Source organism: Pseudomonas sp. B15(2017) (assembly GCF_002113215.1).
GTDB lineage: Bacteria > Pseudomonadota > Gammaproteobacteria > Pseudomonadales > Pseudomonadaceae > Aquipseudomonas.
The window spans coordinates 18,354-30,390 of the sequence record NZ_NEJZ01000010.1 but is presented as its reverse complement, the minus strand read 5'-3'; the positions used below and the strand labels follow the sequence as shown (position 1 = coordinate 30,390).

At 61.9% G+C, this 12,037-nt stretch carries 14 protein-coding genes; 7 read left to right on the top strand and 7 right to left on the bottom strand.

Annotated elements, in window-relative coordinates:
* The first annotated feature begins 13 nt into the window (after positions 1–13).
* On the top strand, positions 14–835 hold the full coding sequence (locus tag CAF73_RS15915) for an AraC family transcriptional regulator (RefSeq protein ID WP_085699199.1): 822 nt from the start codon (positions 14–16) through the stop codon (positions 833–835).
* A 3-nt stretch (positions 836–838) separates the two neighbouring features.
* Here CAF73_RS15915 and CAF73_RS15910 read toward each other — a convergent pair whose 3' ends face one another.
* Positions 839–1,732, bottom strand: coding sequence for a DMT family transporter (locus CAF73_RS15910; protein ID WP_085703215.1), 894 nt, complete (start codon positions 1,730–1,732; stop codon positions 839–841).
* An 89-nt stretch (positions 1,733–1,821) separates the two neighbouring features.
* Here CAF73_RS15910 and CAF73_RS15905 point away from each other — a divergent pair, with 89 nt between their 5' ends.
* Positions 1,822–3,153: a PLP-dependent aminotransferase family protein gene (locus tag CAF73_RS15905; RefSeq protein WP_085703214.1), complete on the top strand. Its 1,332-nt coding sequence runs from the start codon at positions 1,822–1,824 to the stop codon at positions 3,151–3,153.
* Between the two features lie 56 nt (positions 3,154–3,209).
* Positions 3,210–3,596, top strand: coding sequence for a cytochrome c family protein (locus tag CAF73_RS15900; protein ID WP_085703213.1), 387 nt, complete (start codon positions 3,210–3,212; stop codon positions 3,594–3,596).
* A 138-nt stretch (positions 3,597–3,734) separates the two neighbouring features.
* On the opposite strand, the gene CAF73_RS15895 is transcribed toward CAF73_RS15900, so the two are convergent.
* Both CAF73_RS15895 and CAF73_RS15890 read right to left on the bottom strand, forming a co-directional pair.
* Positions 3,735–4,175 carry a phage infection protein gene (locus CAF73_RS15895; RefSeq protein WP_085703212.1) on the bottom strand — a complete coding sequence of 147 codons (441 nt, stop codon included), beginning with the start codon at positions 4,173–4,175 and terminating at the stop codon, positions 3,735–3,737.
* A 126-nt stretch (positions 4,176–4,301) separates the two neighbouring features.
* Positions 4,302–4,868 (bottom strand): chorismate mutase, encoded by a 567-nt coding sequence (locus CAF73_RS15890; protein WP_085703211.1) that lies wholly within the window; start codon positions 4,866–4,868, stop codon positions 4,302–4,304.
* 148 nt (positions 4,869–5,016) lie between these two features.
* Between CAF73_RS15890 and CAF73_RS15885 the strand changes: the two genes are divergently transcribed.
* Both CAF73_RS15885 and CAF73_RS15880 read left to right on the top strand, forming a co-directional pair.
* Positions 5,017–6,372 (top strand): MATE family efflux transporter, encoded by a 1,356-nt coding sequence (locus CAF73_RS15885; RefSeq protein ID WP_085703210.1) that lies wholly within the window; start codon positions 5,017–5,019, stop codon positions 6,370–6,372.
* Between the two features lie 91 nt (positions 6,373–6,463).
* The gene (locus tag CAF73_RS15880; protein ID WP_085699223.1) at positions 6,464–7,021 is read left to right on the top strand and encodes a YceI family protein; all 558 of its coding nucleotides are present in this window, start codon (positions 6,464–6,466) and stop codon (positions 7,019–7,021) included.
* 6 nt (positions 7,022–7,027) lie between these two features.
* On the opposite strand, the gene CAF73_RS15875 is transcribed toward CAF73_RS15880, so the two are convergent.
* On the bottom strand, positions 7,028–7,255 hold the full coding sequence (locus CAF73_RS15875; RefSeq protein WP_085699224.1) for a YXWGXW repeat-containing protein: 228 nt from the start codon (positions 7,253–7,255) through the stop codon (positions 7,028–7,030).
* A 182-nt stretch (positions 7,256–7,437) separates the two neighbouring features.
* On the opposite strand from CAF73_RS15875, the gene CAF73_RS15870 reads away from it, so the two are divergent.
* Positions 7,438–8,124 (top strand): GNAT family N-acetyltransferase, encoded by a 687-nt coding sequence (locus CAF73_RS15870; protein WP_085699225.1) that lies wholly within the window; start codon positions 7,438–7,440, stop codon positions 8,122–8,124.
* A 67-nt stretch (positions 8,125–8,191) separates the two neighbouring features.
* Here the strand turns inward: CAF73_RS15870 and CAF73_RS15865 are convergent, their stop codons facing one another.
* Positions 8,192–8,632 carry a hotdog fold domain-containing protein gene (locus CAF73_RS15865; protein WP_085699226.1) on the bottom strand — a complete coding sequence of 147 codons (441 nt, stop codon included), beginning with the start codon at positions 8,630–8,632 and terminating at the stop codon, positions 8,192–8,194.
* Between the two features lie 155 nt (positions 8,633–8,787).
* On the opposite strand from CAF73_RS15865, the gene CAF73_RS15860 reads away from it, so the two are divergent.
* On the top strand, positions 8,788–9,414 hold the full coding sequence (locus tag CAF73_RS15860) for a TetR/AcrR family transcriptional regulator (RefSeq protein WP_085703209.1): 627 nt from the start codon (positions 8,788–8,790) through the stop codon (positions 9,412–9,414).
* Positions 9,415–9,664: 250 nt separating this feature from the next.
* Here the strand turns inward: CAF73_RS15860 and CAF73_RS15855 are convergent, their stop codons facing one another.
* A complete protein-coding gene (locus tag CAF73_RS15855; RefSeq protein ID WP_085703208.1) occupies positions 9,665–10,783 on the bottom strand; it encodes a P1 family peptidase in 1,119 nt (372 codons plus the stop codon).
* Between the two features lie 40 nt (positions 10,784–10,823).
* Positions 10,824–11,927 carry a polyamine ABC transporter substrate-binding protein gene (locus CAF73_RS15850; protein WP_085699229.1) on the bottom strand — a complete coding sequence of 368 codons (1,104 nt, stop codon included), beginning with the start codon at positions 11,925–11,927 and terminating at the stop codon, positions 10,824–10,826.
* Positions 11,928–12,037 lie beyond the last annotated feature (110 nt).

Here is a 12,037-nt window from a genome sequence, read left to right as displayed (position 1 = left end):
GCGAGAATCAGTCATGGATCGCCTTTCTACGTTACTCAGCCATTTCGGCGTCAATGCCGGCACCTTTCACAGCGGCACGTTTTGCGGGGTGAGCGCCTACGGCGGCGATCAGGTGTGCGGGCATGTGCATCTGTTGCAGGCGGGGGAGCTGCTGCTCAAACCGGGCAATGATCCTGAAATCTCGCTCAATGAACCGACCCTGATCTTTTTCCCCCGCCCCATGGCCCATCGCTTGTTCGCCAACGAAGCCATGGGCACGCAATTGGTGTGCGCATCGCTGACGTTCGACGGCGGCGCGGGTAATGCCCTCGCGGCAGCGCTGCCGGATTATCTGGTGCTGAAACTCGCCGACCTTCCCGAAATGGCCAACACTCTGGAGTGGCTGTTCAAGGAAGCGTTCGATGGCCATTGCGGGCGCGAAGCGGTGATGGATCGGCTGTTCGAATTACTGGTGATTCTGTTGTTGCGCCACCTCATCAGCAGTCGCCACCAGCAGCCGGGCATGATGGCGGGACTGGCGGATCCGAAGATTTCCCGAGCCTTGAACCTGATGCACGACCAACCGGCCAAGGCCTGGAGCGTCGCTGAACTGGCGAGTGCCGCCAACCTGTCTCGCGCCGGTTTCGCCGAACACTTCCGGCGGGTAGTGGGGCAGACGCCGGTGGATTATCTGGTGAACTGGCGGATCAGCCTCGCGCAGAAACGCCTGCGCGAGGGACGACCGATTGCCCTGATCGCCGAAGAGGTCGGTTATGAAAGTCCCTCGGCGCTGGCCCGGGCGTTTCGGCGCAAGACCGGGCTCAGCCCGCGGGAATGGAAATCCGGCGCAAGCTGAAAACTATCTGGCGAATTTCTTTGCCCCGGCCACGCACAGGATCACCCCCAGCGTGACCACCAGCATGCCCGCGCTGACGTGCTCATGGAGCAAGGTCGCGGCCAGTGCCAGGCCAAAAAACGGCTGCAGCAATTGCAGCTGTCCGACCGCCGCAATCCCGCCCTGCGCCAGCCCGCGATACCAGAACACAAAACCGATCAGCATGCTGAACAGCGAAACGTAGGCCAGGCTCACCCACGCCGACAGGCTGATACCGCTGAGCGAGGCGGGCGCCAGCCACACACTCAGCATGGCCATCACCGGCAACGACAGCACCAGCGCCCAACAGATCACCTGCCAGCCGCCGAGGGTGCGCGACAGTTTGGCGCCTTCGGCGTAACCGAGGCCGCAGGCGAGAATCGCCGCCAGCATCAGCAGATCGCCGGTGGGCGAGGCGGTCAGTCCTTGCGAGATCGCAAAACCCGTCACCAGCGAACTGCCCAATACCGAAAAAATCCAGAACACCGGACGCGGTCGTTCACCGCCGCGCAGTACGCCGAAAATTGCCGTCGCCAGCGGCAGCAATCCTACAAACACAATGGAATGCGCCGACGTTACGTATTGCAGCGCCAGGGCCGTCAACAACGGGAAACCCACGACCACGCCCAGCGCGACAATCAGCAATGACAACCACTGGTCCCGCGCCGGGTACCGTTCGCGAAACAGCCACAGCAGACCTAACGCCAGGACGCCGGCGATGGTTGCGCGGATGACCGTGAGAAACACCGGGTCGAATTCCAGCACTGCCAGCCGCGTGGCCGGCAACGACCCGCTGAAGATCACAACGCCGATGAAGCCGTTGATCCAGCCGCTGGTTTTTTCCAGCGCCGGGGTGCCGAATTGGGTGGTTCGTTCCATACGCGTTGCGCTCAGAGGTGGGTTGCGTTGCAACAATCCTAGGGTCGAGAATCAGCACAATCAAAGAATTGTCATGGATACAGCCCGACATGCCGCGCTCCCGTTACAAAACCCTCGTCGACACCTATGCGGCTGACATTCGCGCCGGTCGCCTGCTGCCCGGCACGCGTTTGCCGACTCACCGACAACTGGCGGCCAGCGAAGGACTGGCGCTGGTTACCGCGTCGCGGGTGTATGCCGAGCTTGAGGCCATGGGTCTGGTCAGCGGCGAAGCCGGGCGCGGCACCTTCGTGCGGGAAACCTCGTTGTTGCCGGGGCAGGGCATCGACCAGAAGGACGTCGCGGTCGGCATGATCGACCTGAACTTCAACTACCCGTCATTGCCGGGGCAGGCCGAATTGTTGCGCACCGCGTTGCGGCAACTGGCGTTGTCCGGCGACCTCGAAGCGCTGCTGCGCTATCAGCCTCACGCCGGTCGCCAGCATGAGCGGGCCTCGGTGGCACGACACCTGCAAACACGGGACTTGAATGTCGAGGCCGAGCAGGTGCTGATCGTCAACGGTGCCCAGCAAGGGCTGGCGGTGACGCTGATGGCCTTGCTCAAACCCGGTGATGTGATCGCCGCTGACGCCTTGACCTATTCCGGATTCAAAGTGTTGGCCGAAGCGCTGCACCTTGAAGTGGTGGCGATTCCCGTCAATGAGCAGGGCCCCGATCTGGCGGCCCTCGACAAGCTCTGCCGCCAGCGCCCGCTGCGTGCGGTGTACAGCATGCCGACCCTGCACAACCCACTGGGCTGGGTGATGCCTCTGGAGCAACGTGAGGACTTGATCGCGATTGCCCGCCGGCATGATCTGACGATCATCGAAGACGCGGCCTACGCCTTTCTTGTCGATACCCCACCGCCCCCGTTGGCGGTTCTGGCACCGGAGCGCACGGTCTACGTTTCAGGCCTGTCGAAAAACATCGCCACCGGCCTGCGCGTAGGCTTCATCGCCGCGCCGGTCGCGCGGGTGGCGGCACTGGAGCGGATCATCCGCGCCACCACCTGGAACACGCCTGGCGTGATGACCGCCATCGCCTGCGGCTGGCTGGACGACGGCACCGTCACCTTGCTCGAAGCACAAAAGCGTAGCGACGCTCGGGCCCGGCAAACCCTGGCCGCGCAGATCCTCGACGGCCTGCCGACCGTGGGCCATCCCTCTTCGTATTTTCTTTGGCTGCCGCTGCCGGAAGATGTCCGGGCCGACCATATCGTGGTCGAGTTGATGCACGAACAGGTTTCCGTCACCACCGCAGAACCCTTCACTGTGTCCGCCCATGTGCCCCACGCAATTCGTCTGGCGCTGGGGTCGGTGGACATGCTTGTCCTGCGTCAAGCCTTGCTCAAAGTCCGTCAGGTGGTGGGTGCCTACCTGTAGCGCAACTTGCCGCGCCCGATTACCCTTGGCGCCGCCGACGATCTGGAAAACCCCTGATGAAAAACGCTGCATTCACTCTCGCCCTGATCCTCAACGCAGGCCTGTTCAGCACGCCGACACTGGCAGCCGGTGACGCCGAGGCCGGCGCAAAAATCTTCCCGCGCCTGTGCGGCGGTTGCCATCAGGTCGGCGAATCCGCCCGCCCGGGCTTCGGCCCGGAACTCAACGGCATCATCGGCCGCCAAGCGGGGACGTCGGCGAATTACGTGTACTCCGACGCCATGAAAAACTCCGGCCTGACCTGGGATCGTGAAACGTTGACGAAGTATCTGAAAGATCCGAAGGGCGTGGTGCCGGGGACTCGGATGATCTTTTGGGGGCTGAGTGACGAGGAGAAGATTGATAATTTGTTGGCGTATTTGCAGACATTTCAGTCCGAGTAGTCGCGGCTGACCGGTTACAACACCAGAATCTTCGGTGACGTGATCAAACTGAAACGGTGCAGTAAGCACCGGTTGGACGTGAAAAAGCCCGGCTGATCAGGCCGGGCTTTTTGTTTGTTCAGCAGTAGAGCGTCAGATTCAGGCGACGCGACGTTCGATCAGACGATCAGCGCCACCTTCAGCAACGCGACGTTCAATCAGGCGATCAGCGCCACCTTCAGCAACACGGCGTTCGATCAAACGATCAGCGCCACCTTCAGCCACACGACGTTCAATCAGGCGATCAGCGCCACCTTCAGCCACACGACGTTCGATCAGACGATCAGCGCCACCTTCAGCAACACGGCGTTCGATCAGACGATCAGCGCCACCTTCAGCCACACGACGTTCGATCAGTCGATCAGCACCACCTTCAGCCACACGGCGTTCGATCAAACGATCCGAACCACCCTCAGCCACACGACTTTCAATCAACCGGTCCGAACCGCCTTCGGCGATCATGGTGTGGGCGGGTTTGGCTGCAAAAGCGTTGACTGCAAGAACCGAGAAAGCGATGCCGAGAAGGATTTGGCGTTTCATGATCGTGTGCTCCAGGGGTGTTGTTTGTTGGGTATGGAGCGGATGTTACGCCGCGGATTTTTTATGAGAACTTCATTGACGTGATGGTGACTATCGACGCCAGCAATGAATGCCAGGACCCTTGTTCTAGGGCGCCAGCGGCCGAATGCACAGCTCTCCGGTGGCGCGGATCAATGCCAGATCATGCAGTGCATCACGACTCAGACCGGTGCGCGCCTTGGCCAGCCACGCCGGACAGTTCGGGTCGTGGCGGTAGGGTGTGAAGTCGGCATATTGCTGCAACAGACGGGTTTGCAACTCATCCAGACGCGGGCGAATCTGCTTGCCCAGATCCGGGCGCGGCGTATCGGGCGCCGCACCGGCCGCTTGCCATTGTGCGAGCAAACCGTACTGCACCAGTTTGTTGGCCTCAATCTGCGCGGCGATCAACTGCGCGACGTCTTCCGGGTCGAGCTGGCGTTCGGTGGCGAGCTTGCGCGCGTTGTCGAGCACCTGCGCTTCACGGGGACTGTCCTGGATCGGCTTGCCGCTGTCCCATTTAGTCAGGGCGACGAGGTCACCGATGTTGAGGCGTTCGTTCAGGGTGTTCATCAATCCTTGCACTACCTCGGGCGAGGGCGCAGGGCTGGCGTGGGCAGTCGACGCCAGTACAGTCAATAAAGTGCAGCTCAGCAGAAACGGGGAACGGCGCATGGGAGGGATTCACTTCCTGTCGTGATGGAAAGACTATGCAGATGGGTCGAGGTGCAGATTACGAAGTTTTAATGCAAACGGGTACGACCTGAACGGCATTGCATACCTTAGACTCTGTCATCAGCTCCTGCCCCGAGATGGATCCTCAATGCAAACCCCTGCTCATTCCCCCCTCTGGAAAACCTACCTGCTGTTCCTGGCCCCAATGGTGCTGTCGAACTTCCTGCAATCGATGTCAGGCACGGTCAACAGCATCTACATCGGCCAGATGCTCGGCACGCAGGCGCTGGCGGCGGTGTCCGGCATGTTTCCGATCATCTTTTTCTTCATCGCGCTGGTCATCGGACTGGGCGCCGGGGCAGGGGTGCTGATCGGTCAGGCGTGGGGGGCGCGTGAGTCGCATATGGTCAAGGCGATTGCCGGGGCGACGCTGTTGCTGGGGGTATTGATCGGGCTGGTGGCGGCGGTGCTGGGCAGTGTGTTTGCGCGCCAGGCCTTGCAGGGGTTGGGGACGCCGACGGATGTGCTGGATGATGCGGTGGCCTATGCCCGGGTGATGATGTGGACCTTGCCGGTTGTGCTGGTGTACGTGCTGTTCACCCAGTTGTTGCGTGGGGTGAGCGACACGCTGTCGCCGATGCTGGCGCTGTTATTGTCGACCATTGTCGGGCTGGCGCTGACCCCGGCGTTCATTCGTGGCTGGTTCGGCCTGCCGCAACTGGGCATTCAGAGCGCGGCGTTCGCAGGCCTGGCCGGAACGCTGGCGGCGATGGCGTGGCTGTCATGGAGCCTGATCCGCAAGGGCCATCCGCTGGCGCCGGATCGCGAGTTTTTCGCGTCGCTGCGACTGGACGGCGCGATTCTCGGCAAAGTGCTGCGTATCGGTCTGCCCACCGGGGTGCAGATGATCGTGCTGTCGCTGTCGGAGCTGGTGATTCTGGCGCTGGTCAACCAGCACGGCTCGCAGGCGACGGCGGCGTACGGTGCGGTCACGCAGATCGTCAACTACGTGCAGTTTCCGGCGCTGTCGATTGCGATCACCGCGTCGATCCTCGGCGCCCAGGCGATCGGTGCCGGACGGCTGGAGCGGATGGGCCCGATCCTGCGCACCGGGTTGTGGATCAACGTGTGCCTGACCGGTGGTTTGATCCTGGCGGGCTACCTGTTGTCGCACTGGTTGCTCGGATTGTTCCTGACCGAAGACTCGACCCGGGCGATGGCCGAGCATTTGTTGCACATCATGTTGTGGAGCCTGCTGATCTTCGGTTTCCAGGCGATCATCGGCGGCATCATGCGCGCCAGCGGCACGGTGCTGGTGCCGGTGGGCGTGGCGATCATCTGCGTGCTCGGCGTGCAATTGCCGGCGGCCTACTGGCTGGACGGGCAGTTCGGTCTGCAGGGCGTGTGGATGGCGTTTCCGATCGCGTATCTGGGGATGCTGGTGTTGCAGACGCTGTATTACACGCGGGTTTGGAAGCATCAGAAGATCGAGCGATTGGTGTGATGAAGCGATCCGGGTAGATATTGGCGAGGCTGGCGTAACCGCCGGATGTTTGCTTAAGTCATTCGAGACCCATCGGGCGCCGGAGCATTCCATGTCGATTCGATTGTTGTTGGCGGCCGCGTGTTGCTTGATCGTCGTCCCTGCCGCGCAGGCGGTTGAGTACACCCGGGTCAATACCACCGCCAGCCAGATCAGTTTCACTTACAACCAGATGGGCTCGCGGATGTACGGCACGTTCGGCAAGTTCGACGCGACGCTGGATTTCGACACCGACAACCTCGCCAGTGCCCGCACCACACTGCACATCGACCTCACCAGCATCGACGCCGGCAGTGAAGACGCCAACACCGAACTGGTGAAACCGGCATGGTTCGACACCGAAAAATTCCCGGTGGCAGTGTTCGAATCGACCCGCTTCAGCCCGGCCGGGGACAACCGTTATCTGGTCGACGGCCACCTCACCCTCAAAGGCATCACCCGGGAGGTGCAGGTGCCGGTGCAGCTCAAGCCCGACAGCAGCATCGGCATCTTCGACGGCGAACTGGTGCTCAAGCGCGACGAGTTCGGCCTCGGCGCGGGGGAGTGGGCCGATACCGTGGTGTCGAAGGATATCGACATCAAGTTCAAGGTCGTTACCCCCGCGCAGTGACCGGCCTCAATACGCCCGCCAGTGCCCCGGCATCCAGCGCCATTGGTTGCCGGCCCAGCGGTAATGCCCGGCGACCCAGTGATAGCCCGGCGCAGGCATTGCCGGAACCACTTCGACGATCGGGGGTGGCCGATGCGGGCGAGCCGGTTCGACGACACAGCCTGACAAAGCGATTGCCACCAGCGTGGCAGCGAGCAAGGGTTTCATGGTTTTCGGGGAACGCGGAACGTTCATGACAGCTCCTCAAGGCCTGCGTCGGGAAATCAAAGCAGCTGAAAATTGGACGCCAAATCGGCGAAAAGTCCGTTCTCGGGCAGATGAAATTTTTGTCAGGCTTGCACAAGGTATGATGTCGCGGTTCGCCGGTCGCTAAAGCTGCGCGGCAACTTGTGTTTTACCGTTGGAGTCCGCCCGCCATGCCCCGCATCACCCACTACAAATCCCCATGCCCCGAAGGTGTCAACAGCCAGATCCTGCAGATGGTGGTCGATAACCTGACCGACATCAGTGCCATCGGCCTCGGCCCGAGCAACCTGCTGTACAACGTCTATCAGTACGCGGTGGGCTACGAGGTGCATCTGTATCTGGAGGCATTGAACGGCGAGAAGGGCACAGAAGTGGAACTGCTGGTGGCCACCGACGACGATGATCCGGAGCAGGTGACCGGCTTCCTGTTGTACCTGCCGGTGCAGGGCGATTGGGAGGCGTGCAACGTGGCCTATCTGGCGGTGCGCGAGGGGCATCGGCGTCAGGGCGTGGGCCGTTCGTTGATCGCGGACATGGTGGCGCGTTACCCCCATGCCGAGTTGACCTGCAGCGTCGGCAAGGTGCCGTATTTCGAGGCGCTGGGCTTTGAAGTGCTGGGTCGATTGGAGACGCAGGTGCTGATGAGCACCCGGCATTACCGCAGCAACGGGCTGCGCGGTTTCATCGACACCACACCGATCTACCGCTCACTGGAAGTGCAGCAAATCCACACCTACCTGCTGCAAAAACACGGCAAACGGGCAATGCTCGATGCGGAGAAACAGCGCGACCGGCATCTGGATCAGGTCACTCGGCGCACTGAAGAATTTGTCCGCCAGCGCCTGACCGTTCACTGATTCTCTTCGAAACGGCAAAAGCCCTTGTTGCGATCAGCGCAGCAAGGGCTTTTTTGTGCCGGTGATATCAGGACAGTTTCACGTTCATGGTGATGCGCGCCGTAAACACTTTCTTGCCCTCGGCATCATGGACATCCACCGGCACGATCTTGTCGCCTTCGGTCTGCCAGTCCAGCCCGTCGCCATTGGCCACGGCGGTCACGTCGGTCTTGGCCTTGGCCAGGTATTCGACGGTCATGCCTTTGGGAATCCAGCGCGCGCCGGCGGGAATCGACACGTCGGTCATCATCCCGGCCGCCAGTTCGGCGGCATTGCACAGGGCGATGGCATGCACGGTGCCGAGGTGGTTGGTGATCTCGCGGCGAAACGGCACTTGTACTTGCGCCGAACCGGCGCGCAATTCAGTCACCAGCGGGTTGATGGTGCTGAAGTACGGCGCGACCTGGCAGGCCATCTGGCTGAACGCCTGGGAACCGACGCTGTTGAACATGCTGAGAAACTGACTCATGGAAGAAGCCTCGCGGTTAGAAATTTACAGAATGATGTTCCGTTACAGAATAATGTTCTGTAACGGAACGGTATTCTGTCCGCGGGAAATCTGTCAACCTGTGCGCGTTTCGATGACCGGCACCGATGTGCCCTTTACCCGGATTTTCAACGCCCATGGACACCGCAGATCTACTCGAACGCAGCTACCCCGGCCGCCGCGCCGAACTCAAGCGCGACATCTTTCGCAAGGCCTTGCGCCTGTTCAACGAGCAAGGCATCGAGGCCACCACCATCGAAATGATCCGTGCCGAGTGCGACACCAGCGTCGGGGCGATCTACCACCATTTCGGCAACAAGGAAGGACTGGTGGCCGCGCTGTTCTTCACCGCGCTGGAGGATCAGGCGCGCCTGCGTGACGCCTATCTGGCGGAGGCGGCGACCACCGAAGAGGGCGTGCAGGCGCTGGTCTACAGCTACGTGGATTGGGTCGAGAACCAGCCTGAATGGGCGCGGTTCCAGTATCACGCGCGTTATGCCGTGACCCGGGGCCCGCACAAGGATGAACTGGCCGAGCGCAACAAGACCCGCAACCTGGGCCTGCGCAACTGGCTGGCCGAGTCCGGACGCGCCGCTGAACTCAACGAGTGCCCGGCCGAACTGTTGCCGTCGCTGATCGTCGGTCAGGCCGACAGCTATTGCCGGGCGTGGCTGTCCGGGCGAGTGCAGGGCAGCCCGAAGGCGTATCGCGAATTGCTGGCCCAGGCCGCATGGCGTTCGATCCGTCGCGAACCCGAACGCTGATTTTCAGAGACAAAAAAAGAGCCTCAAGACTCTTTGATGGGGAGGAAGTAGAGCCCGCGAGGCTCAAGATGCGCATGAAGCCAGGTGCGGGCTTGATTGGGGTTCAGAGCACCCGCACCTACGCAGCAGCCTGGTGGCCCAGGCGATTGCGTAACTCCATCGTAGGAAGGTGAGGTTATGCACTCAAGTACCGTCAGTCACCTGCATTTGAGGCGCGGGCGGCTCCCTCCACCCCAGGGGCATCAGCGTGTCAGCGAGCGCCCGGCCAGCCGGCTTTTCCGAGGGCTGCGAGCAGGGTGGCAGCATCCAGCCCCGGCACCGAATGCCCGTTGCCTTCGGTACTGTCGCTGGCCAGCAACGCGTTGATGATCGCTTCTTCCACCGCCTCGGTCGCCGCCAGAAAGAGCTCGCTGATGTGGTCGTTGTTGACCATGCGCAGGCCGTCGCAGGTCGGTGCACCTTTGCCTTCATAGGCGGCGGGCGGGACATGATCGTTGCCGGTGGCGAAGGCGATGAAAATGTCGCCGCTGTGATCCTCGTTGCCGCCGCCGGTGCGCGCCAGACCGAGGCTCGCCCGTTGCGCCAGCCGCGTGCATTGATGTGGCAGCAACGGCGCATCGGTGGCCAGGCACACGACGATCGAGCCCATGCCCGGATGCGGCAACGAAGCGCGCAGGAACGGCGAATCCACCTGTTCCATGTAACGCCCGACCGGGTAGCCGTCGACCCGCAACTCGCTGCGAATCCCGTGGTTGGCCTGGACGATGGCGCCCACCGTCCAGCCACCCTGAGCCTTGCTCAATCGGCGTGATGCGGTGCCGATCCCGCCCTTGAATTCATGGCAGATCATGCCGCTGCCACCGCCCACCGCGCCTTCCTGCACAGGGCCGTAAACGGCATTGTTCAGCGCTTCGGCCACATGTCTGGGCTGCACATGAAAGCCGTTGATGTCGTTGAGCAGACCATCGAAGGTTTCCAGCACCACCGGCATGTTCCAGTAGAGCCGACCGTCGTCCGGTTGCTGCTCGCGATCCAGTTCGATCAAGGCATCGCGCACCACACCCAGGCTGTGGGTGTTGGTGAAGGCGATCGGACTGGTCAGCAGGCCGGCCTCACGAATCCATTCCAGCCCTGTGGCATCGCCGTTGCCGTTGAGTACATGAACGCCAGCGAAACACGGTTGCGCGTTGGTCGAACCGACGCGGGGTTCGATCAGGGTGACGCCGGTGCAAATGTCACGACCGCTGGCGCTGCGGCCGCGCACGTTGCTGTGGCCGACCCGTACGCCGGGTACGTCGGTGATGGCGTTGAGCGGGCCAGGCTGCAATTGGCCGATGCGGATATGGAGATCGCGGGCACGTGGTTTCATTGATGTTCTCTCTATTGGAAGGCAGTGATTTGAACAGTTGTTACTGGCCATTCTTGATCTTGCTCCAGACCCGCGTGCGCACTCGCTCGGTGGCTTTGGGCAATGGCTCGAGGGTGTACAACGTGGCCATCGCCGTGGCGGACGGGTATACCGCCGGGTTGTCCCGAGTGGTCCGGGCAACCAGTGCCGTGGCGGCGCGATTGCCATTGGGGTAGGAAAGGTGATCGCTGACCGGCGCAATCACTTCGGGCCGCAGCAAATAGTCAATGAACGCGAGACCTTGAGCCGGATGCGGCGCGTCCTTGAGCAACACCAGCGTGTCGAACCACACCGGCGCGCCTTCCTTCGGCAGGCTGTACTGAATTTTCACGCCGTTGCCGGCCTGCTCGGCGTTGGTCTTGGCTTCAAGCATCGCGCCGGACCAGCCCACTGCCACGCAAATGTTGCCGTTGGACAGATCGCTGATGAATTTCGAGGAATTGAAGTAGGCGATGTGCGGGCGCAGTTTCAGCAGCAGCGCTTCGGCTTTCTGATAGTCCGCGGCGTTGGTGCTGTTCGGCGGCAGGCCGAGGTAGTGCAGCGCGACCGGGAGCATTTCCGAGGGCGAATCAAGCATCGCCACGCCGCATTCGCCGAGCCTGGCCAGGTTTTCTTCCTTGAACACCAGATCCCAGGAATCCACTGGCGCCTTGTCGCCCAGCACGGCACGTACCTTGTCGACGTTGTAGCCGATGCCGTTGGTGCCCCACAGATACGGCACGGCGTACTGGTTGCCGGGGTCGTTGTTGGCCAGTTTGCCGAGCAGATCGTTGTCAAGGTTCTTCCAGCCCGGCAGTTGTTCGCGGGGCAACGGGGCGAGGGCGCCGGCCTTGATCAGGGTCGGCAGGCTGAAGTTGCTCGCCACCACCACGTCGTAGCCGCTGCGGCTGGTCATCAGTTTGCCTTCCAGCACCTCGGCGCTGTCGAAGGTGTCGTAGACCGGTTCGATACCGCTGTCACGCTTGAAGTCATGCAGGGTGTTCGGGCCGATGTAGTCGTACCAGTTGTAGACATGCACGCTCGGCGCATCGGCCGCCTGCGCACTCAGCGCTGCGGACAAAACGCCCATCAGCCCCAGGTTGATATACCCACGATGACCACGCATGATGCGGCACTCCTGGCCTGTTGGCAGGCCGGTGATGAACAGGAGTGGTCAGCCTATCGGGCGGGCCGCACCGCACCCATTCCCATCATGGGTTACTCAAAAGGGGTAGT